General features: G+C 48.5%; 18 protein-coding genes and 2 pseudogenes. 17 read left to right on the plus strand and 3 right to left on the minus strand.

What is annotated here, in order from left to right:
* Position 1 precedes the first annotated feature (1 nt).
* Positions 2 to 766: a phosphosulfolactate synthase gene (locus NSQ39_RS09165; RefSeq protein WP_216898617.1), complete on the minus strand. Its 765-nt coding sequence runs from the start codon at positions 764 to 766 to the stop codon at positions 2 to 4.
* Between the two features lie 376 nt (positions 767 to 1,142).
* Here NSQ39_RS09165 and NSQ39_RS09170 point away from each other — a divergent pair, with 376 nt between their 5' ends.
* From NSQ39_RS09170 to NSQ39_RS09195, 6 genes and pseudogenes are all read left to right on the plus strand, one after another.
* Positions 1,143 to 1,853: a phosphoadenylyl-sulfate reductase gene (locus NSQ39_RS09170; protein ID WP_341014629.1), complete on the plus strand. Its 711-nt coding sequence runs from the start codon at positions 1,143 to 1,145 to the stop codon at positions 1,851 to 1,853.
* Between the two features lie 319 nt (positions 1,854 to 2,172).
* Entirely contained in the window at positions 2,173 to 2,850 is a 678-nt protein-coding gene (locus NSQ39_RS09175; RefSeq protein ID WP_046131468.1) for a DUF421 domain-containing protein, read from the plus strand.
* A gap of 276 nt (positions 2,851 to 3,126) precedes the next feature.
* Positions 3,127 to 3,981: a pyrroline-5-carboxylate reductase gene (proC, locus tag NSQ39_RS09180; RefSeq protein WP_046131467.1), complete on the plus strand. Its 855-nt coding sequence runs from the start codon at positions 3,127 to 3,129 to the stop codon at positions 3,979 to 3,981.
* A 23-nt stretch (positions 3,982 to 4,004) separates the two neighbouring features.
* Positions 4,005 to 5,126, plus strand: a complete 1,122-nt coding sequence (gene proB / locus NSQ39_RS09185) for a glutamate 5-kinase (RefSeq protein ID WP_046131466.1) — start codon at positions 4,005 to 4,007, stop codon at positions 5,124 to 5,126.
* Between the two features lie 25 nt (positions 5,127 to 5,151).
* A pseudogene (locus NSQ39_RS09190) lies at positions 5,152 to 6,413 on the plus strand (glutamate-5-semialdehyde dehydrogenase).
* A 222-nt stretch (positions 6,414 to 6,635) separates the two neighbouring features.
* Entirely contained in the window at positions 6,636 to 6,992 is a 357-nt protein-coding gene (locus tag NSQ39_RS09195) for a winged helix-turn-helix transcriptional regulator (RefSeq protein WP_046131464.1), read from the plus strand.
* 63 nt (positions 6,993 to 7,055) lie between these two features.
* Here the strand turns inward: NSQ39_RS09195 and NSQ39_RS09200 are convergent.
* Positions 7,056 to 7,614 (minus strand): annotated as a pseudogene (locus NSQ39_RS09200) (NAD(P)H-dependent oxidoreductase).
* A 311-nt stretch (positions 7,615 to 7,925) separates the two neighbouring features.
* Here NSQ39_RS09200 and NSQ39_RS09205 point away from each other — a divergent pair.
* The 8 genes from NSQ39_RS09205 to NSQ39_RS09240 are packed head-to-tail and all read left to right on the plus strand — an operon-like array spanning position 7,926 to position 17,586.
* Positions 7,926 to 9,080: an acyl-CoA dehydrogenase gene (locus NSQ39_RS09205; protein ID WP_046131462.1), complete on the plus strand. Its 1,155-nt coding sequence runs from the start codon at positions 7,926 to 7,928 to the stop codon at positions 9,078 to 9,080.
* A 33-nt stretch (positions 9,081 to 9,113) separates the two neighbouring features.
* Positions 9,114 to 10,754, plus strand: coding sequence for an AMP-binding protein (locus NSQ39_RS09210; RefSeq protein WP_046131461.1), 1,641 nt, complete (start codon positions 9,114 to 9,116; stop codon positions 10,752 to 10,754).
* A gap of 14 nt (positions 10,755 to 10,768) precedes the next feature.
* Positions 10,769 to 12,109, plus strand: a complete 1,341-nt coding sequence (locus tag NSQ39_RS09215) for an acetyl-CoA carboxylase biotin carboxylase subunit (protein WP_046131460.1) — start codon at positions 10,769 to 10,771, stop codon at positions 12,107 to 12,109.
* Between the two features lie 15 nt (positions 12,110 to 12,124).
* Positions 12,125 to 12,337, plus strand: coding sequence for an acetyl-CoA carboxylase biotin carboxyl carrier protein subunit (locus NSQ39_RS09220; protein WP_046131459.1), 213 nt, complete (start codon positions 12,125 to 12,127; stop codon positions 12,335 to 12,337).
* Between the two features lie 17 nt (positions 12,338 to 12,354).
* Positions 12,355 to 13,266: a hydroxymethylglutaryl-CoA lyase gene (locus NSQ39_RS09225; RefSeq protein WP_046131458.1), complete on the plus strand. Its 912-nt coding sequence runs from the start codon at positions 12,355 to 12,357 to the stop codon at positions 13,264 to 13,266.
* Positions 13,267 to 13,285: 19 nt separating this feature from the next.
* Positions 13,286 to 14,068 carry an enoyl-CoA hydratase gene (locus NSQ39_RS09230; protein WP_046131457.1) on the plus strand — a complete coding sequence of 261 codons (783 nt, stop codon included), beginning with the start codon at positions 13,286 to 13,288 and terminating at the stop codon, positions 14,066 to 14,068.
* Positions 14,069 to 14,090: 22 nt separating this feature from the next.
* Positions 14,091 to 15,617 (plus strand): acyl-CoA carboxylase subunit beta, encoded by a 1,527-nt coding sequence (locus NSQ39_RS09235; protein WP_046131456.1) that lies wholly within the window; start codon positions 14,091 to 14,093, stop codon positions 15,615 to 15,617.
* Positions 15,618 to 15,642: 25 nt separating this feature from the next.
* On the plus strand, positions 15,643 to 17,586 hold the full coding sequence (locus NSQ39_RS09240) for an AMP-binding protein (protein ID WP_335497532.1): 1,944 nt from the start codon (positions 15,643 to 15,645) through the stop codon (positions 17,584 to 17,586).
* Between the two features lie 75 nt (positions 17,587 to 17,661).
* On the opposite strand, the gene NSQ39_RS09245 is transcribed toward NSQ39_RS09240, so the two are convergent.
* Positions 17,662 to 17,889: a hypothetical protein gene (locus NSQ39_RS09245; RefSeq protein WP_046131454.1), complete on the minus strand. Its 228-nt coding sequence runs from the start codon at positions 17,887 to 17,889 to the stop codon at positions 17,662 to 17,664.
* Between the two features lie 98 nt (positions 17,890 to 17,987).
* Between NSQ39_RS09245 and NSQ39_RS09250 the strand changes: the two genes are divergently transcribed.
* The 3 genes from NSQ39_RS09250 (at position 17,988) to NSQ39_RS09260 (ending at position 20,200) form a co-directional block, all read left to right on the plus strand.
* Positions 17,988 to 18,218: an excisionase family DNA-binding protein gene (locus NSQ39_RS09250; protein ID WP_046131453.1), complete on the plus strand. Its 231-nt coding sequence runs from the start codon at positions 17,988 to 17,990 to the stop codon at positions 18,216 to 18,218.
* A 338-nt stretch (positions 18,219 to 18,556) separates the two neighbouring features.
* Complete coding sequence (locus NSQ39_RS09255) at positions 18,557 to 18,979, plus strand: DUF1641 domain-containing protein (protein ID WP_046131452.1); 423 nt, start codon at positions 18,557 to 18,559, stop codon at positions 18,977 to 18,979.
* Between the two features lie 42 nt (positions 18,980 to 19,021).
* On the plus strand, positions 19,022 to 20,200 hold the full coding sequence (locus NSQ39_RS09260) for an NAD(P)/FAD-dependent oxidoreductase (protein WP_046131451.1): 1,179 nt from the start codon (positions 19,022 to 19,024) through the stop codon (positions 20,198 to 20,200).
* Positions 20,201 to 20,278 lie beyond the last annotated feature (78 nt).

Genomic DNA, 20,278 nt, shown 5'->3' on the forward strand with positions numbered 1-20,278 from the left:
CCTATTCGAATAAATAAAATGTATCTGAACGAAGTCCAAGCCTCAGCGTTTCCAACGGAATCGCATCTTGAAACGAAATGTTTGCCAAATTCACATTTGGACCGATTTTTCCGATAAAACACGTCTGTAATGTTTTTGTCGGCGCCTCAAAAATCAGATTGTCCGGGTGCACTCCGGACGCAAGGATTTCTTCAATCAGCTGGGAGCGCATTTCTCCGTCGCTTTTGCATAAACCGCTCGTTCCGCCTTCTCTTGTTTCTGTGATGACCTTCCCGGCCCCCGCTTCAAGATCTTCAAGAATATAATCGATCCATTCTGATGACTGCTGTTCATTGCTGATCGCGCAGTTCTTCGAGCCTACCTCGCTGAAAACGCGGAATTCCTTTGAAAAATCGGAGATAAAGCTCGCTTTTTCTCTATTGGACAGGCGAATCGTCCCGTTGGATATTTCGACATACTTACAGCCGTACCGTTTGCAATAGCGGTAATAATCTTCAATCTTATCCTGACTTAAAAACTTTTCAAATAAGGTTCCCCCGAAAAAATATTGCACGTCATGCTGCTTTAGGCAATCGATCTTCTCTTCAAGGCGTTTCGTGATCAGTGACGTCCCCCAGCCGAATTTCACAAAATCTATATAGTCGGCCGCCCCGCTGATGGTGTCTTTAAACAAGTTTTCGGGAACTCCGTTATCAATCAGGATGGTGATCCCGTTTGTTCTCGGTTTAAGCTGCCTCTCGGGCAGTTTCAATTCAGATGAAATCATGCTATTACCCCTCACAATCTTTGACTTTCATGGATTTGCCGCTGTATGTTTAAAGCGACTCGAAAAAAGGTGCGGATACAGGTTTTGCATCTTTTCAAGCGGAGATGTTTTGCTTATCCGGCAAGGAGCGATCTCGTTTTCCACCCCCTTGTAGGCAGCGTGTTAAAAAATCAGGACTGGTCGTATGTTTTAGGATGGGTATTTCCCCATTTGCGAAGTCAAAGCATTATATTCGCCCTCCTTTTATAAGGTTCCATACTTCATGAAGACGTCAAGATGGACAGGAATGGGCCGAAGTTTTTCTTCCTGGCACATTTGCTTTAGGAACTGAATAATCTGCCTATGTGTCTTAAGCTGGAAAAGTGGGGGAGAATAGATGAACGGCGTTTTAACATATCACACATGGAATGAAGACGCCGCAAAAGAGGTCATGGATCGCTTTTGCGGTGATATGGATGTTTTGAAATGGGCGTACCGCACGTATGACAACATCGTTTATGCGTGCAGCTTTGGAGCCGAGGGAGTCGTTTTAATCGATTTGATATCGAAAATAAAAAAAGACGCAAATATCGTTTTTTTAGATACAGGCCTTCATTTTCAGGAAACCTATGATCTGATCAAGAGGATTAAAGACAAGTATCCGGGCCTTGTGATCAGCTTCTTGAAGCCGGATATCACGCTTGAGGAGCAGGAGGACAGGTACGGCGGCGAGCTTTGGAAGCGTCAGCCCGATATGTGCTGCGCCCTCCGCAAAATCGAGCCGTTAAAAAAGCACCTCTCAGGCGCGGATGCCTGGATTACCGGACTGAGGCGGGAACAGTCGGAAACGAGGCGGCACGTCCGCTACATCAACAAGGATGACAAGTTCAAACTGATTAAAATTTGTCCCCTTATTCACTGGACCTGGGACGATGTGTGGAGCTACATCAAACTCAATCATCTGACATACCACAAGCTGCATGACGAGCATTATCCGAGCATCGGATGCGAAGTATGCACACTTCCTGTGACAGAGGGAGATGATATAAGAGCGGGAAGATGGGCCAATCTCGATAAAACAGAATGCGGGCTGCACCAGTCCCGATAGGACATTGAGACGAGCAAATGGCGAACCTCGCAAGACGTCGGGGCGCGTGCATGCGGAAACTTTTTTGTCTGGCCGGATAATTCTGGACGCTGTCGCCCGAAGGGAAAGTATAGAAACATGCAAAACGCTGCTCCGAAAGCCCAGGCTGATAATCTGTGCGCTCTGCAGCAGATTTTTAAAAGAAGAATCGGCATAAAGGCTTACCGCTTAAAAGGCGGATAAGCTTTTTTTACATGCTTTATACCTGATGATTAGGCGCGCCGGGTTTAAACCCCAACCCGATTGTTAACAATGAAGAGAGAATCGGGAGGGAACCTTGATGGATTATTTACACTTGGCGGTTGAACTGATCATCGGATTTGCCGCTTTATTTATCATGACGAAAATACTGGGGAAAACCCAATTCGCCCAAATCACCCCGTTCGATTTCATTTCCGCTCTTATACTCGGTGAGATGGTGGGGAACGCGATTTTTGACGATGACGTCACCATTTCGAAAGTTCTCTTTGCCATCATGGTGTGGGGGATCCTCATCTATTCGATCGAGATTCTATCGCAAAAAGCACAAAGCATGAGAGGCTTCCTCGAAGGACAGCCGAATATCATTATCGATAAGGGAAAAATCAATTACAGCGCCTTGAAAAAAAACAAACTCGATTTAAACCAGCTGCAAACATTAGCGCGTGAAAAAGGCTGTTTTTCCCTTCATGAAATCGAATATGCGATATTGGAAACAGACGGCTCGATCAGCGTTCTTCGGAAACATAAATATGAGACGCCGACAAAATCGGATTTAAACATCCCGCACCAATCCGTTCTGCTTCCGATTGCGTTCATCCTTGACGGCCAGCTGAAAGAGGAAAACCTGAAAGAGGCCGGGTTTGATAAAAGCTGGCTCAAGCAGCAATTATCGAGCCGCAACATTCAAAATTACAGCGACGTGTTATACGCAGAATGGCGGGGCGATGAGGAAAAGCTCTACATTACCGAATATTGAGCAAGGAAAACCGCGGACCTAAGAAGCGATCAGATCCGCGGTTTTTTCTTAATAAATTGATTCTTTTGCACCGTGCAGAAAGACTCGCGGTTTTCCGCTGTCTGAGATGAAAGGCCTTCAAACGGACAAAATCGGCGACTAGCGAAAGAACGATTTTTGCGTGTTCCGCATATTTGCTTGCCGTCCAGTCAAAACGCGTAAACTTGACATAAATATCTAACGTGTTAATATACTAACCGTGTTCGGAAAATACGAACAAAATGCGAACAAAGGGAGATGTTAAAGATCAATATTGAGCAAAAAAACGTAGCTTTTATCGGTGCCGGTTCCATGGCAGAAGGGATGATTTCAGGCATCATCCAGTCAAAAAAGCTGCCCGCCGGCCAAATCTATGTGACCAATCATACGAATCACCGCCGTTTAAAAGAACTCCAGAACAAATATGGAATAAAAGGCATCAAAAAAGAAGAGCTCGATTACGGAAAAATTGACTGCTTCATTTTGGCGATGAAGCCGAAGGATGCCGAAGCTGCTCTTCATTCCATAAAACCGCATATTCAACCCCATCAGCTCATATTGTCAGTTTTAGCTGGCATTCCGATTTCATTTATTGAAGAAGCGCTGTACGACAAGCAGCCTGTCATCAGAATGATGCCGAATACGTCAAGTGCGGTCGGCGCCTCGGCAACCGCGATGTCCGTAGGAAGGGCAGCGACTGCCGATCATTCAAAAACCGCAAAACAATTGCTGCAATGCATGGGAGAAGTCTATTGCATTGAGGAAAGCAAAATGGACATTTTCACAGGAATCGCCGGAAGCGGGCCCGCCTACTTTTATTATTTAATGGAACATATCGAAAAAGCAGGTGCAGAGGCCGGTTTAAGCGGCAAATTAACGAGAGAGATCGGGGCGCAGACGCTTTTGGGCGCAGCAAAAATGCTGTTGGAAAGCCCACTGGATACCGCTGTTCTCAAAGACAACATCACCTCTCCTAACGGAACGACCGCCGCCGGATTGAAGGCTTTGGAGGAAAACGGAGGCGGCGAAGCGATCGAGCAGGCGATCAGGCATGCAGCCAAACGCTCGAAAACGATCAGTCAGGAATTGAAACAGTTCGCCGCAGCAAAATAGGGATCCATTATAGGAGTGATAAAATGACCTCTCAGCAAATGAGGGTAGTTGTCAAAGTGGGGAGCAGTTCATTAACAAGCCTTCACGGCGAAATCAGCAGCAAAAAACTTGAAAAGCTCGTTGAACAGATCGTCCGCCTGAAAGATGAAGGACATGAAGTGCTTCTCGTCTCATCGGGAGCAGTCGCAGCCGGATACCGGAAGCTCGGATTGATGAACAGGCCGGTGTCTCTCTCCGAAAAGCAGGCGTCTGCATCTGTCGGCCAAGGATTGTTAATAGAAGCCTATTCCAAGCTCTTTTTATCGCACGGCTACATCGCCTCGCAAATTTTAATCACAAGAGGCGATTTCTCTGATGAACATCGCTACAACAATGTAAGAAACACAATGAACGTCCTATTGAAGCGGGGAATCATCCCGATCATCAACGAAAATGACACAGTCACCGTAAACCGGCTCAAATTCGGTGACAACGATACGCTCTCAGCGAAAGTCGCCGGACTGATAGACGCAGATTTGCTGACGATTTTGTCAGATATTGATGGACTGTATGATGCAAATCCTCGCAACACGCCGGATGCCGGCCTCATAAAAGAAGTGCATGAAATCACTCCGGGGATCGAAGCGTCGGCCGGTGATGCCGGAAGCGATGTCGGAACGGGCGGTATGAAGTCAAAGCTGGACGCATTTAAGATCACAATGGCTTCAGGTATAAAAGGGTTTTTGGGGAGCGCCGGTTGCCCTGATATTCTGCATGAAGCCCTCAAAGGAACCGCACGGGGGACATATTTTAAGCCGAACGCAGATTCGCGCATCCTCAATCATAAAAAGCAATGGATCGCTTTTAACTCGGGCCCAGAAGGAGACATCATCGTCAGCAATGAAAGCAAAGAATCGATCATCGACCGAAAGAAAAGCCTGTATCCTTCTAGTATTTACGAAATAAACGGCCGTTTCAATAACGGCTCCGTCGTCCGCATCCTTGACCAGGAAAGGGAAGAAATCGGCCTCGGCGTCGTCAACTTTTCTTCATCCCAGCTTCGTAAATGGAAGAAGGAGAAAAATGAGGAATCAGCCGCTGCCTCACAGGCTGTCGTAGACAGAGAAGCATTTGTCTGCCATTTGGAACTATCCGTTCCGCTTTAAGGATGAGAAAAGGAGGAACCCGACCATGGCTGCAATTAATGAAGGCGCTGCATCACGCATCGAAAAACAAGCGATCAAAGCAAAGAAAGCGGCAAAACGCATGAGAGTGATCACGGAAACAGAAAAAAATGACGCGCTGTACGCATTAGCCGGGAATCTCGAGAAAAACATGGATCTGATCCTTGTTGAGAATAAGAAGGATACGGATGCCGGACAAAAGAAAGGCTATGATGCGGCATACATCGACCGGCTGTCACTCGATGAAGACAGAGTGGCGGACTTTGCGAAAAGTCTAAGAGAGGTGGCGGAACTGGAAGATCCCGTAGGCGAAACGCTGTCCAGCCGGCTGCTTGAGAACGGATTAAAAGCGGAGAAAATCCGCGTTCCTTTAGGCGTCATCGGCATGATCTACGAGGCAAGGCCCAACGTTACCGTCGATGCGGCGGGCCTTGCTCTCAAATCTGGAAATGCTGTCATTTTAAAAGGCGGCTCATCTGCGATCCATTCGAATAAAGCGATCGTCTCTGTTATGCATGAAACCCTCGCTTCTACAGCCATTCCTCAGGATGCCGTTCAAGCACGGACCGGAGCGCCGCAAAAGAGCTTTTTAAGATGAAAGAACATATCGATGTGCTCATTCCCCGGGGAGGCGGCGCTTTAATTCGGGATACGCTGGAACACGCAACGGTTCCGGTTCTTGAAACAGGCGTCGGCAACTGCCACCTTTATATCGATCGGGAAGCCGACACGGCAAAAGCCGTCAGCATTCTTATCAATGCGAAAACAGACCGGCCGGCTGTATGCAATGCACTCGAAACATTGATCGTTCATGAAAAATGGCTTAAGGAAAACAGCAATGCGCTGATCACAGCCTTCAGCGAACACGGCATCCGGGTTCACGGGGACGAAAAAGCCGTCCGGTTCATACCGGACGCCAAACCCGCCGGTGAAGCCGATTGGCGAGACGAATATTTAAGTCTTGATCTCGCTGTCAAAGTCGTAAGTACATTTGATGAAGCCTGCGATCATATTGAGACATACGGGACAAAGCATTCAGAAGCGATCGTGACGGAAAACCCGGAAACGGCAAAAGCCTTTTTCGGCGCCGTGGATGCCGCGGCGCTGTACCACAATGCATCGACCCGCTTCACTGACGGCGGAGCCCTCGGCTTCGGCGCTGAAATCGGAATTTCGACGCAAAAGCTCCATGCCCGCGGCCCGATGGGGCTGAAAGACCTGACGACATTCAAATATATCATGACAGGCAACGGCCATATCAGAACATAAACGAAGAAGCCCCCGCGTATTTGAACTGCATCCCGATCTAACAATCGGCGGTGCAGTTTTCTTCTGGCTAAATTCCCAAATTAAACGATTGCGGGAAGCGCCAGGTGCACTTCAAACTTCATTTTTACGGAAGCAGCCGCGATGAAAAGCGGTCTTTCTTTACACCCTTTCATTCAGATTAGATAATGATGTATGAAGTTTTTTCGAAGGAGAGTGTATGTTATGAGAATCGAAACCGGAAAAACGTGTGTTCCGACCGGCGTGAACCTCAAGGGCACCGGCTTTGGGTATACGTTGTCCTTAATAAGCGGCAAATATAAAATGATCATTCTTTATTGGCTGTCTGAAAATAAGATGATGCGCCATAATGAGCTGAAGCGAAGCATAGGCACCATTTCCTTCAAAACGCTGAGCATCATGTTAAAAGAGCTGGAGGCAGACGGCCTTATCATACGGAAGGAATTTCCCCAAATACCTCCGAGGGTTGAGTATTCATTATCTGAACGCGGTCTTTCTCTTGTTCCTTTGTTGAATATGATGTGCGATTGGGGAGAGAAAAACAGGCAGCCGGATCTTTAGTGCTTCTTTTATGTAAACCAAAAGAAGCATTTCCTGAACAAGGAAACACCTCTTGTTTACTTTTTATAGATTGTCAATAAAAGCTAAATAATCTTGCGCGCTTTTGTCCAATTCGCTTGCACCCGGTTCATTTTCTTCTTCTTCGTTTCCGCCTGGACTATTTTCTTTGCCGTAAAATGCAAAGAACGAACGATAATCTGCATTGCAATACAGGAATGTCGTTTCAAACGGAACCAATATTTGTCCAAGTGTATACCGGTACCTCCCGGTTTCACGATAATCTTCTTTTTTGATTCCGGCAGTTACCCCTAGAGCAACTTTTCGATTCTTGAATTTATCCCCTCCATTTGAACCGTAAGCCCATCCATAAGCCAAAACATCATCAAGCCATTTTTTAAGAAGAGGCGGACAATTAAACCAATGTATAGGGAACTGCAGAACAAGGTTGCCATGAGATTCAACCAATTTTTGTTCTGTTTCCACGTCTATGTTTCCATCCGGGTAAACCTTGTACAATTCGGACTGTATACTTTTCCGGATATTTTTGGAGTTCGTTTACCCAGCGCTTATTAATGACTGATGTTTCTATGTTTGCGTGTGTAACGATAATAAGAGTTTTCAAAGACTTTCCCTCCTAAAAGGATGATTTCATCCTGAGTATAAAATGCAAACTGAAACTGTGTAAGTATGCACTTTTAGTACAGGTACTTTCATAGAGGTAAGTATCAAGCGGTTCCAGCTGCACCTGTTCCCACGCGAATCTTTTATATCAAGGAGCAGTCATTGCCTGTACAATGGGCTTTAAGCTCAATGTTCAAGGGACAATCTTGCTTGTCCGAAAACAGCTGGCATGAAGGACGCACTTTTTTAATATAATGTTAACAAAGTTTTGCTGTTCAAGGATTTTGACGATCCAAAAAAGGGGGGCATCTGATGGATTTTGAATTGACCAGAGAACAGAAAATGGTTCGCGAACTTGTCAGAGACTTTGCAAAACAGGAAATTGCGCCGAATGCTGAACACGTTGACAAAACGGGGGAATTCCCGCTTAAAACCTTCAAGAAAATGGGGGAGCTCGGCCTTTTCGGGATTCCGTTTCCGGAACAATACGGCGGATCGGGAGGGGATACGATTTCATACGCACTCGCTGTCGAAGAAATCGGCAGGGCTTGCGGCAGCACTGGGCTCAGCTATGCGGCGGCCGTGTCGCTCGGCGCTTCGCCGATCTATTACTTCGGCACGGAGAAACAAAAGAAAACATATCTTGTACCGCTTGCCTCAGGCAAAGCGCTTGGAGCGTTCGGGCTGACAGAGCCAAATGCCGGCTCTGATGCCGGAGGCACACAGACAAGAGCGCGCGAGGACGGCAGCGACTATGTGATCAACGGCGAAAAATGCTGGATTACAAATGCGGGATATGCCCGCACAGTCATCGTCACAGCGGTGACAGGCAAAGATAAAAACGGGAAGAATATCATTTCAGCCATTATTGTCCCGACGGACACAGAAGGGCTCACCATTAAAAGCGAATACGACAAAATGGGCGTGCGCGGCTCCAATACGTCACAGCTTATATTAGAAAATGTCCGCGTTCCGAAGGAAAACCTGCTGGGCAGTCCTGAGAAAGGTTTTAAACAATTCCTCACAACGCTTGACGGAGGAAGGATTTCGATCGGCGCTCTTGCAGTCGGAATCGCCCAAGGCGCATTTGACGCCTCAATGGGATATGTCAACGATCGAAAGCAATTCGGGCGGCCGCTTTCTTCCTTTCAGGCGATTCAGTTCAAGCTTGCAGATATGGCGCTGGAAATCGAGCTCGCCCGCAACATGGTGCTGAAGGCTGCGTGGCTGAAAGATCAAGGCCGTCCGTTTACGAAAGAGGCCGCTTTCGCCAAGCTGTTTGCTTCAGAAATGGCGATGAGGGTGTGCAATCAGGCGATTCAAATCCACGGCGGATACGGCTATATGAGAGAGTACGGTGTGGAGCGCATGCTGCGGGATGCAAAACTGATGGAAATCGGTGAAGGAACATCAGAGATTCAGCGGCTGGTCATCGCCAGACAGCTCGGCATGCAAAAAAACGCCTAAAGTGAAAACGCTTACTGGAGGGGAGGGAATCGATTGGCAGAGCGGATTCATTTGACGATCGGTAAGCTGTTGGAGAAAACGGCGGAAAATGCGCCTGAACACGAAGCCGTCGTCTATCCCGACCGCGGCCTCCGCTATACGTATCTGGAATTTGACAGGTTGTGCCGGCATACTGCAAAAGGACTGATGGCTCTCGGCATTCAAAAAGGCGAACACATTGCGATCTGGGCTTCGAATACACCGGAATGGCTGACCGCACAATTTGCCGCCGCAAAAATCGGGGCCGTGCTTGTCACAGTCAATACGAATTATCAATCAGCAGAGATCGAATATGTGCTCAAACAATCGGATGCGACGACGCTTATTTTAATGGAGTCTTACCGGGACACCTCTTATATTGATATTCTTTACGAACTGCTTCCTGAATTAAAAGATTCAGAGCCCGGAAGACTCGCATCTGGCAGACTGCCTTTTTTAAAACATATTATCGTTCTCGGGAACGCGAGGCATCCAGGCATGCACCTTTGGGATGACATGTTAGAAAAAGCGGAATCGGTCGGCGAAAAAGAGCTTGAAGAAAGAATGGATAGCCTTGATGAACACGATGTAATCAACATGCAGTACACATCAGGCACGACCGGTTTTCCGAAAGGAGTCATGCTGACCCATTACAACCTGGTAAACAATGCGGCCAATATTGCGGAATGCATGAATTTAACGGCTCAAGACCGGATGTGCATCCCCGTTCCTTTTTTTCACTGCTTTGGCTGTGTGCTCGGGAATTTGGCCTGCGTTGCCGCCGGTGCCACGATGGTTCCCGTTCAGGAATTCCGCCCGAAAGAAGTGCTTCAGGCTGTTCAAGCCGAGAAATGCACCGCGCTTCACGGCGTTCCGACGATGTTTATAGCCGAGATAAACGATGAGGATTTTGCATCGTATGATCTATCTTCCTTAAGAACGGGGATCATGGCGGGATCAAACTGTCCGACTGAAGTCATGAAAGTGGTCATGGATAACATGGGGATTACGGAGATCACGATCGCTTATGGTCAGACAGAATCGTCACCCGTCATTACCCAGACGAGGGTCAATGATTCGCTTCAACGCAGGGTGGAAACAGTAGGCAGAGCCCTTCCGGACATCGAAGTGAAAATCATCGATCCTGACACATTGCAAGAGGTGGAAAGGGGGAGACAGGGAGAGCTGTGCACGCGCGGGTATCATGTCATGAAAGGCTATTATAAAAATCCGCAGGCAACTGCTGCAGTCATCGATGATGACGGATTTCTCCATACCGGCGATTTGGCTGTCATGGATGATGACGGCTACTGCAGGATTACGGGCCGGTTAAAAGATATGATCATCAGAGGCGGCGAAAACATTTATCCGAGAGAAATCGAAGAGTTTTTATACAGGCACCCGAAGATTCTCGACGTCCAGGTTGTCGGGGTGCCTGACGAAACGTTCGGTGAAGAAGTGTCAGCATGGGTCAGGCTAAAAAGCGGAGAACATGCAACAGCTGAAGAGCTGCGGGAATATTGCAAAGGAAAAATCGCCCGCTATAAAATTCCCCGCTATATTGCGTTCGTAGATGAATTTCCGATGACGGCGTCGGGGAAGGTGCAAAAATTCAGATTGAGAGAACAGGCGCTGAAAGCTTTTAAATTGTCGTGAAAGGGGGAGGTTTTTTGTTTAAAAAACTGCTGATCGCCAACCGCGGGGAAATTGCACTTAGGATCATCCGCACATGCAAACGGCTCGGCATCCAAACGGCTGCCGTGTACTCTGAAGCCGATAGGGAGTCTTTGCATGTGAAAGCCGCCGATGAAGCGTGGCTGATCGGCAAACCGCGGGTCAGCGAAAGCTATTTAAATATCGACAAAATCATCGAAACGGCAAAGAAGGCAGGAGCGGACGCCATCCATCCGGGATACGGCCTGCTTTCGGAAAACAGCCGGTTTGCCGAAAGGTGCAGGGAAGAGAACATCACGTTTATCGGCCCTTCCCCGGAAGTCATCGCCAAAATGGGAGACAAAATCGAGGCGCGGAAAGCGATGGAAAAAGCTCGCGTTCCGGTCGTGCCCGGAACAACAAACAGCCTGTCAGGCCTTAAAGAAGCCATCTGCACAGCGGAGGAGATCGGCTATCCCGTCATGCTGAAAGCCTCATTCGGCGGAGGCGGCATCGGAATGCAGCTCATCCGAAATGAAGACGATTTGAAAAAAGCATATGAAGGAAACAAAAAGAGGGCAGCCGATTTTTTCGGGGACGGCACCTTGTATATCGAAAGGTTTATCGAACGCGCCCGCCATATCGAAATTCAAGTCTTAACAGACGAATACGGAAATGCCGTGTACCTCTGGGAGAGGGACTGTTCGATTCAAAGGCGGCAGCAAAAGATCATCGAAGAAGCCCCGGCCCCGCTATTGGATGAAAGCATGAGGGCGAAGCTCGGTGAAGCCGCCGTCAAGGCAGCGCTTTCGATCGGCTATGCAAATGCTGGAACAATCGAGTTTTTAGTAGATGAAAAGAATGATTTTTATTTTCTGGAAATGAATACGCGCCTCCAGGTTGAACATCCGGTTACAGAAGAAATTACCGGGCTCGACCTTGTCAGGGAGCAGCTTCATATCGCGAGAGGCAACCCTCTTTCGTTTTCACAGGAAGATGTTAAACGGAACGGCCACGCCATCGAAGTCAGAATTTACGCGGAAGACCCGCAAACGTTTTTTCCGTCGCCGGGCCGCATTACAGACCTTCAACTGCCGGAGCATCCGAACGTACGCCACGAGTGTGCTGTTTCATCAGGCACTGCGGTTACCCCGTATTACGATCCGATGATCGCGAAGATGATTGTGAAAGGAAAAAACCGGGACGAAGCCATCCGCATCTTAACCGGGGCGCTCTCGCAATACAAAGTAAAAGGAATCAAAACAAACATTCCGCTGCTTGAGGACATCGTACGCTCTTCCGCGTTTCAAAAAGGCGGGGTGCACACCGATTTTATCCAGCAGCATCTATTGAAATAAAAAGGAGGCGCTTTTATGAACACAGTTGTCATCAATATGGCGGGTAATATATGGAAGATTTTAGTCAAGCCGGGCGATGCAGTCGAAAAAGGACAGGAAGTCGCCATTTTAGAGTCGATGAAAATGGAAATCCCGATTGTTGCAGAAACGGACGGCACCGTAAAAGAGATCAAAATGAGCGAAGGCGATTTTGCTGATGAAGGTGAAGTATTATTGGAACTTCAATAGCGTTTGGGGGAAAAGACATGAACATTCCGCAAAACATCCGCATCAAAGAAGTCGGACCGCGGGACGGTCTGCAAAATGAACAGGTCATGCTTTCAGCCGGAGATAAAATCGCCTGGATCGACATGCTCTCCGAGACAGGACTTTCCTATATTGAAATTACATCGTTCGTTCACCCCAAATGGATTCCCTCACTTGCCGACGCGCTGGAGGTTGCAAAAGGAATTAAACGGAAGGCGGGCGTCACGTATGCGGCGCTCGTTCCGAATGCGAAAGGGCTTGAACGGGCGCTGGAAGGGGACATCGACGAAGCGGCCGTATTCATGTCGGCAAGCGAAACCCACAACATGAAAAATATCAACAAATCAATCGATGAGACGCTTCCCGTCCTGAAAGAGGTCACAACGGAAGCCGCCAAAGCCAAGCGTACTGCAAGGGCCTACCTGTCCGTTGCCTTTGGCTGTCCTTATGAGAAAACGGTTCCGCTCGACCGAATCATCCGCATCGTTGATACGCTGTTCGACATGGAGATTTGCGAGCTTTCTCTCGGGGACACGATCGGCGCCGCCAATCCCGTCCAGGTGGAGCTCATGCTGGAAGCGCTGCTGAAACGCTTTCCGAAAGAAAAAATCGCCCTCCACTTTCATGATACACGCGGGATGGCGCTCGCCAACATGCTGACTGCCATGAACATGGGGATTACAGCCTTTGACGGGGCGTGCGGCGGATTGGGCGGCTGTCCCTATGCCCCGGGTTCCTCCGGAAATGCGGCAACAGACGACCTCATTTATATGTGCGCCCAAATGGGGATCGAGACCGGGGTTGATTTGGGTAAGCTCCTTGCGGCAGCGAGATGGATCGAAGAAAAAACGGAAACGAAGCTGCCGAGCCGGAATTTGCAGGCTGCCAAATCAACCGGCGTTATTTCATAAAGGAAAGAGGGAGACGATCGTGGAGCCTAATATTTTATCCTCCGTTCAGCAAGGCAAGATCGCCGTTTTAACGCTGAACAGGCCGCATGCCGCAAATTCACTGTCGCTTGCACTGCTCGGCGAGCTGCGCGGCCTTCTTAAAGATATCAAATCCGATCCGGCCATCCGCTGCGTCATCATCACGGGAAAAGGGGGCAGGACGTTTTGCGCGGGCGCTGATTTAAAGGAACGGGCGCGAATGAACCGCACTGAAGCGAAACAGGCTGTATCCCTGATCCAAAGCGTGATCCATGAAATAGAAGCCTTGCCTCAGCCGGTCATCGCCTCTCTAAACGGCAGCGCCTTAGGCGGCGGGCTTGAACTCGCCTTAGCGTGCGACATTAGAGTCGCCGCAGACCACATCGAAGCCGGCTTGCCCGAAACGACGCTGGCGATTATCCCCGGAGCGGGCGGGACCCAGCGGCTTCCCCGTTTAATCGGCCGGGGAAAAGCGAAAGAACTGATCTACACGGGACGCCGCATCAGCGCTCAGACCGCCCGTGACATCGGCCTTGTCGAACACGTCGTTCCATTGTCAGAGCTGAAAGAAAGAACCGAAGACATCGCGCAAACGATCGCGGCAAACGGTCCCGTCGCCGTCAGGCAGGCAAAGCTGGCCATTAATAAAGGGCTTGAGACGGACATCGAGACAGGGCTTGCCATCGAGCAACAGGCGTACGATGTGACGATTCCGACGAACGACCGGACGGAAGGGCTCAAAGCATTTGCAGAAAAACGGAGACCGGAATACACGGGAGAATAAACGAAACGGGGGATTAAAGCCGATGGCGAATGAAAAACTGAATGACCGAATCGAAAAGATCATGGAAGGCGGAGCGCAAAAATACCATGACGCAAACGTTAAAAAAGGCAAAATGTTTGTCAGGGACCGCCTGAAGCTGCTTCTTGACGAAGGGCTTGATGTCGAGGACGCTTTTTTCGCCAATTGTCTGTCTGAAGGGCTTCCTGCGGATGGAGTTGTCACAGGAATCGGCAAAATCGGCGGACAAACCGTTTGCGTCATGGCTAACGATTCGACCGTCAAAGCCGGATCGTGGGGAGCCCGAACCGTCGAAAAAATCATCCGCATTCAGGAAACGGCCGAAAAATTGCATTGTCCGCTCTTTTATTTGGTCGACTCCGCCGGAGCGAGGATCACCGACCAAGTCGACATGTTTCCCGGCAGAAGGGGAGCGGGGCGGATTTTTTACAACCAGGTCAAATTATCCGGCCGCGTTCCGCAAATCTGTCTGTTGTTCGGGCCTTCTGCTGCAGGAGGCGCCTACATTCCGGCCTTCTGCGATATCGTCATCATGGTCGACGGAAACGCCTCGATGTATTTAGGATCGCCCCGAATGGCGGAAATGGTGATCGGCGAAAACGTGACGCTTGAAGAAATGGGCGGAGCGAGAATGCATTGCACTGTATCGGGATGCGGTGATATTCTGGCCGAATCGGAAGAAGAAGCGATTCTCTCAGCGCGCCGCTACCTGTCCTACTTTCCGGCGAACTACGCAGAAAAAGCGCCAGTTACCGATGCAAGGCCTGCCAAACGATTTGAGAAACCTTTAGAAGACATCATTCCGCAAAACCAAAACTCCCCGTTTGACATGATGGATCTCATTCTCCGGGTGGTTGACGAGGATTCGTTTTTTGAAATAAAAAAACGGTTTGCATCCGAGCTGATCACCGGACTGGCAAGGCTTGACGGACTTCCCGTCGGCATCATTGCCAACCAGCCACGCATGAAAGGCGGCGTTCTTTTCCACGATTCGGCAGACAAAGCGGCAAAGTTTATCAATTTATGCGACGCCTTTAACATCCCGCTGCTGTTTCTGGCCGACATACCGGGATTTATGATCGGAACAAAAGTCGAGCGGGCGGGGATTATCCGGCATGGAGCGAAAATGATTTCGGCGATGTCAGAAGCAACCGTTCCGAAGTTATCTGTCATCGTCAGAAAGGCGTATGGTGCAGGATTATACGCGATGGCCGGCCCGGCCTTTGAGCCTGACTGCTGCCTTGCGATGCCGACGGCGCAAATTGCCGTCATGGGTCCGGAAGCCGCGGTAAATGCAGTATATGCCAATAAAATAGCAGCGCTTCCTGAAGAGGAGCGGGCCGCATTCATTGCCAAAAAGCGCGAAGAGTATCAAAAAGACATCGATATTTACCGTTTGGCTTCAGAAATGATCGTTGACGGAATTGTGCCTGCCGGATCTTTACGGGAAGAACTCGGCAAACGGCTCAGCGCCTACATGTCAAAATATATGACGTTTACCCAACGGAAGCACCCGGTCTATCCTGTCTGATTGAGGAGAAGAAAGGAGAACGATGATGACTGAAAAAGCGGTTTGGCATCCTGATCCGGAATATATCAAATCAACCCGGCTGTTTCAATGGATGAAGTCGCTCGGTTTTTCAGACTATGCCGATTTTTTGAAAGCGAGCACAGACGATATCGCCTGGTTTTGGGAGGAAGCCGAAAAAGCCCTCGGCATCTCCTGGTTTCACAGGTACGATCAGGCATTAAACACGGAAGGAGGCATCAAGTGGCCGAAATGGTTTTCCGGCGGCCGCTTAAATGCCGTATACAATGCAGTCGAAAAATGGGCCGGCCAAAAGGAAACAGCCGAAAAAACGGCCATCATTTGGGAAAGAGAAGACGGGAGAACGGGGCGTCTCTCATTTTCCTCATTACATGAAAAAATCGCGCGTGCGGCCCAAGGCTTTAAACATCAGGGCATCTCGAAAGGGGATGTGATCGCAATTTACATGCCGATGACCCCCGAGGCTGTCATCGCCATGATGGCTGCCGCTAAAATCGGAGCGATATTTTCGCCGATTTTTTCAGGCTACGGAGCCCATGCCGCAGCTGCGAGATTGCGCGCCGCAGAAGCAAAAATGCTCGTCACCGCCAACTCGTTTAAAAGAAGGGGAAACGTGATCGATATGAAAAAAGAAGCGGATGAGGCCGCAGACCGTTCTCCTTCCGTCGAAAAAGTCGTCGTCTGCCGTCTCCACGATACTGCTTCGCCTTGGAACGAAACAAGGGACGTGGATTGGGACGAATTAATGAAACAGGAACCTTATGAAAAGACAGAACAGATGGAGAGTTCTGAAACGCTGATGGTCCTTTACACATCAGGTACGACAGGGCAGCCGAAAGGCGCCGTTCATACCCATTCCGGTTTTCCGATTAAAGCAGCGTTTGATGCCGGATTCGGCATGGATGTCAAGCATGGTGACCGCTTTTTCTGGTATACGGATATGGGGTGGATGATGGGGCCGTTTTTAATATTCGGCGGTCTCATCAACGGAGCTGCCGTTTTATTATACGACGGAGCCCCGGATTTCCCTGAGCCTGACAGACTGTGGGAGCTCGTCAGCCGGCACCGCGTCACGCACCTCGGCATCTCCCCGACCCTGATCCGCACCATGATGCTATATGGCGAAGATTTTCGGAAAGCGTATAATCTGGACAGCCTGAAAGCCATCGGTTCAACGGGCGAGCCGTGGAACTATGAACCGTGGATGTGGCTTTTCCGCCATGCCGGAAAAGGGAAGCTGCCGATTTTTAATTATTCGGGCGGAACGGAAATCGCCGGCGGGATCTTGGGCAATGTACCGATTTTGCCGATCACGCCGATGACCTTTAACTCGCCTCTTCCGGGGATGGCCGCCAACGTCTACAATGAACATGGGGCCGAAACCGTCGGAGAAGTCGGGGAGCTTGTCCTGACAAAGCCTTGGGTCGGAATGACAAACGGCTTTTGGAAGGAGCCTGACCGATATGAAAAAGCTTACTGGAGCCGCTGGCCTGATGTGTGGGTGCACGGCGACTGGGCAATGAAGGATGGGGAAGGGTACTGGACGATCAGCGGCCGTTCGGATGATGTCATCAATGTTGCCGGCAAAAGGATCGGACCGGCGGAAATCGAAACTGTTTTCGTCAGCCATCCGGCTGTGGCCGAAGCCGGGGTGATCGGTGTTCCTGATAATCTGAAAGGCCAGGCTGTCGTCTGCTTCGCCGTTTTAAGAGGAGATGTGCGCCCTTCGGAAAAATTGAAAGCCGATTTATTGACATTTGCAGGAAAAACGCTGGGTAAGGCGGTTAAGCCAAAAGCGGTGTATTTCGTCAGCGACCTGCCGAAGACAAGAAATGCAAAAGTGATGAGAAGGCTCATTCGGGCGGCTTATTTAAACGAACCTTCAGGCGATTTATCGACGCTTGAAAACCCTGAAGCCTACCATGAAATCGCCCGGCTTTCCGGTCTTTAAAATGTAGTATACTTCAAAAGGACAAAAAGAAGAAGGATCAATTCCTTCCTCTTTTATTTTGATCACAGATAAGGTCTACATACGGACAATGACCGATCCGCCGCCGCCCGATGTACAGACGCGGTTTTGCTGTTCCTCAATGGAACGCAGCAGCTGATTGTTGCTTTCCATCAGCTTGATCAGCAATGCCATTTGATCCTCCAGGTTTTTCAGTCTTTCAGTCATCTGCTGCGGGCTTTGACCCGGCGGCAGCTGTGAGGCAGCGGGCGGGTAAGGCGTTTCAGAATTCCATTTTGAATACATAGTAAATGTGCCTCCATCATCTAAACTTATGTACCTTATTTTATGAAGGCAGAAATCTCATTGTTCGCCTAATTTGGACGGAAAAGGAGCAGAGGAAGATGTATGTAACGATAAAAGAAACAGCAGAATACTTGTCGCTGTCAGAGGCGTATATTGAACAGCTCATCAGGGAAAAGAAGATCAGAGCCGTTCACGACGGACGGCAATTTTTAATCAACAAAGAACAATTCAGCACACATTTGGAACAGATGGAAAAATATAAAGAACTCGTCGAAGCGATTCTCAATGAACCGATCCCGGAAGATCCCGATGTAAAGGACGAGGATTAGCATACCATAAAAACATTATGTAAACTAAAACTGATGAATAAGTCACAATTCAGGAAATGAAAGGGATGAAAAAAGTCACTTAAAACAAGTTTTAGACGATTTTATCTCATTTCCTAAACAATCGCGTTCATTTTTTGTTCAAAAAATGTTATTATTTAATAGTAAAATATACATCGTGTTTTGAGATTGCAAGTTTTTCAGTTCCATTGCTGAAAAAGCAAGACAAACACACTTGGCAGTTCTTCTTTGCGGATTTGTTTGTGCATAAATTCACAAACTGAAACCAAAAAACTGCCTTCAAAAAATAGCACATTGCTTATTGTAAAGGAGAATTGGTTATGCCGGAAACAATCGATCAAACAAACGAATCTGTTAGTCAAAGCCAACGTGATCTTATTGATCAGCTGTTAAAGCCTGAAGTGCAGGAGTCTTTGACTGTCCTAGTCGACCAGCTTCCAAAGCTGACTGAACTGGTGAACATTTTGACGAAGTCTTATGATTTCGCACAATCCGTAGCAACTGATGAAGTATTAAAAAGCGATACTGTAGGAGCCATTACAGAAATTCTTGAGCCGGTAAAAGATACGGTGAAAGAAGTAGCGGCGACAGCGATTGAAGCTAAAGACCGCGCCGACGAAAGCAACGAAGTGATCGGACTGTTCGGCCTCTTGAGAATGCTGAAAGATCCGCAGGCTCAAAAACTGTTCCGCTTTGTCCAAAGCTACCTGCAAATCATGTCAGAACGCGAAAAACAAAAATAACCACCTTCAGAATATATTTAGAATAAGGACGGAGGATTCATGATGTCAAAACATATTGTCATTCTAGGCGCTGGTTACGGCGGTTTACTTTCTGCTTTAACAGTGCGCAAACATTACACTAAAGAAGAAGCAAAAGTTACGGTGGTCAACCAATACCCGACTCACCAAATCATTACGGAACTGCATCGTCTTGCGGCAGGAAACGTATCAGAACAAGCGATCGCAATGCCGCTTGCAAAGCTTTTCAAAGGAAAAGACATCGACCTTAAAATTGCAAAAGTAAACTCTTTTTCCGTTGATAAAAAAGAAGTGGCTCTATCAGACGGCACAACGTTAACATACGATGCACTCGTTGTCGGCCTTGGTTCTGTAACGGCTTACTTCGGCATTCCTGGCCTTGAAGAAAACAGCATGGTACTGAAATCGGCAAACGACGCGAACAAAATCTTTAAGCATGTTGAAGAACGCGTGCGTGAGTACTCCAAAACAAAAAATGAAGCTGATGCAACGATCCTGATCGGCGGCGGCGGTTTAACAGGCGTTGAGCTTGTAGGCGAGCTTGCTGACATCATGCCGAACCTTGCGAGAAAATACGGCGTAGACCCTAAAGAAATCAAATTGAAACTGGTTGAAGCAGGTCCGAAAATCCTTCCTGTTCTTCCGGACGATCTTATCGAACGCGCTACTGCAAGCCTTGAAAAACGCGGCGTTGAATTCTTAACAGGTCTACCTGTTACAAATGTAGAAGGTAATGTCATTGATCTGAAAGACGGATCAAAAGTGGTTGCCAACACATTTGTTTGGACCGGCGGCGTACAAGGAAACCCGCTTGTCGGCGAATCAGGTCTTGAAGTCAACCGCGGACGCGCGACTGTAAACGAATTCCTTCAGTCTACATCACATGAAGACGTGTTCGTTGCCGGAGACAGCGCCGTTGTCTTTGGTCCAGACGGCCGTCCATACCCGCCGACAGCGCAAATTGCATGGCAAATGGGCGAACTGATCGGATACAACCTGTATGCATACTTAGAAAACAAATCATTGGAAACGTTCAGCCCTGTTAACTCAGGCACGCTTGCAAGCCTTGGCCGCAAAGACGCGGTTGCCATCATCGGCGCCAACTCAACAGCCTTGAAAGGTCTGCCTGCTTCCCTGATGAAAGAAGCGAGCAATGTCCGCTACCTAAGCCACATTAAAGGTCTGTTCAGCCTGGCATACTGATAAAATTCCAGCGCTACTTATAGTGTAAACTATAAGTAGCGTTTTTTTATGCCCTAAATTTGACGGGAAAATGAAATA

The organism is Bacillus sp. FSL W8-0848 (assembly GCF_038007805.1).
In the GTDB taxonomy this organism is placed as follows: domain Bacteria; phylum Bacillota; class Bacilli; order Bacillales; family Bacillaceae; genus Bacillus; species Bacillus glycinifermentans.

Excerpts from the sequence above, each read along its gene's own strand:
- proC (WP_046131467.1), top strand. The coding sequence starts at position 3,127 with ATGTTAAAGATCAATATTGAGCAAAAAAACGTAGCTTTTATCGGTGCC.
- NSQ39_RS09260 (WP_046131451.1), top strand. The coding sequence starts at position 19,022 with ATGTCAAAACATATTGTCATTCTAGGCGCTGGTTACGGCGGTTTACTT.
- NSQ39_RS09205 (WP_046131462.1), top strand. The coding sequence starts at position 7,926 with ATGGATTTTGAATTGACCAGAGAACAGAAAATGGTTCGCGAACTTGTC.
- NSQ39_RS09240 (WP_335497532.1), top strand. The coding sequence starts at position 15,643 with ATGACTGAAAAAGCGGTTTGGCATCCTGATCCGGAATATATCAAATCA.
- NSQ39_RS09165 (WP_216898617.1), bottom strand. The coding sequence starts at position 766 with ATGATTTCATCTGAATTGAAACTGCCCGAGAGGCAGCTTAAACCGAGA.
- NSQ39_RS09170 (WP_341014629.1), top strand. The coding sequence starts at position 1,143 with ATGAACGGCGTTTTAACATATCACACATGGAATGAAGACGCCGCAAAA.
- NSQ39_RS09245 (WP_046131454.1), bottom strand. The coding sequence starts at position 17,889 with ATGTATTCAAAATGGAATTCTGAAACGCCTTACCCGCCCGCTGCCTCA.
- NSQ39_RS09225 (WP_046131458.1), top strand. The coding sequence starts at position 12,355 with ATGAACATTCCGCAAAACATCCGCATCAAAGAAGTCGGACCGCGGGAC.
- NSQ39_RS09220 (WP_046131459.1), top strand. The coding sequence starts at position 12,125 with ATGAACACAGTTGTCATCAATATGGCGGGTAATATATGGAAGATTTTA.
- NSQ39_RS09195 (WP_046131464.1), top strand. The coding sequence starts at position 6,636 with ATGAGAATCGAAACCGGAAAAACGTGTGTTCCGACCGGCGTGAACCTC.
- NSQ39_RS09235 (WP_046131456.1), top strand. The coding sequence starts at position 14,091 with ATGGCGAATGAAAAACTGAATGACCGAATCGAAAAGATCATGGAAGGC.
- NSQ39_RS09175 (WP_046131468.1), top strand. The coding sequence starts at position 2,173 with ATGGATTATTTACACTTGGCGGTTGAACTGATCATCGGATTTGCCGCT.
- NSQ39_RS09250 (WP_046131453.1), top strand. The coding sequence starts at position 17,988 with ATGTATGTAACGATAAAAGAAACAGCAGAATACTTGTCGCTGTCAGAG.
- proB (WP_046131466.1), top strand. The coding sequence starts at position 4,005 with ATGACCTCTCAGCAAATGAGGGTAGTTGTCAAAGTGGGGAGCAGTTCA.
- NSQ39_RS09255 (WP_046131452.1), top strand. The coding sequence starts at position 18,557 with ATGCCGGAAACAATCGATCAAACAAACGAATCTGTTAGTCAAAGCCAA.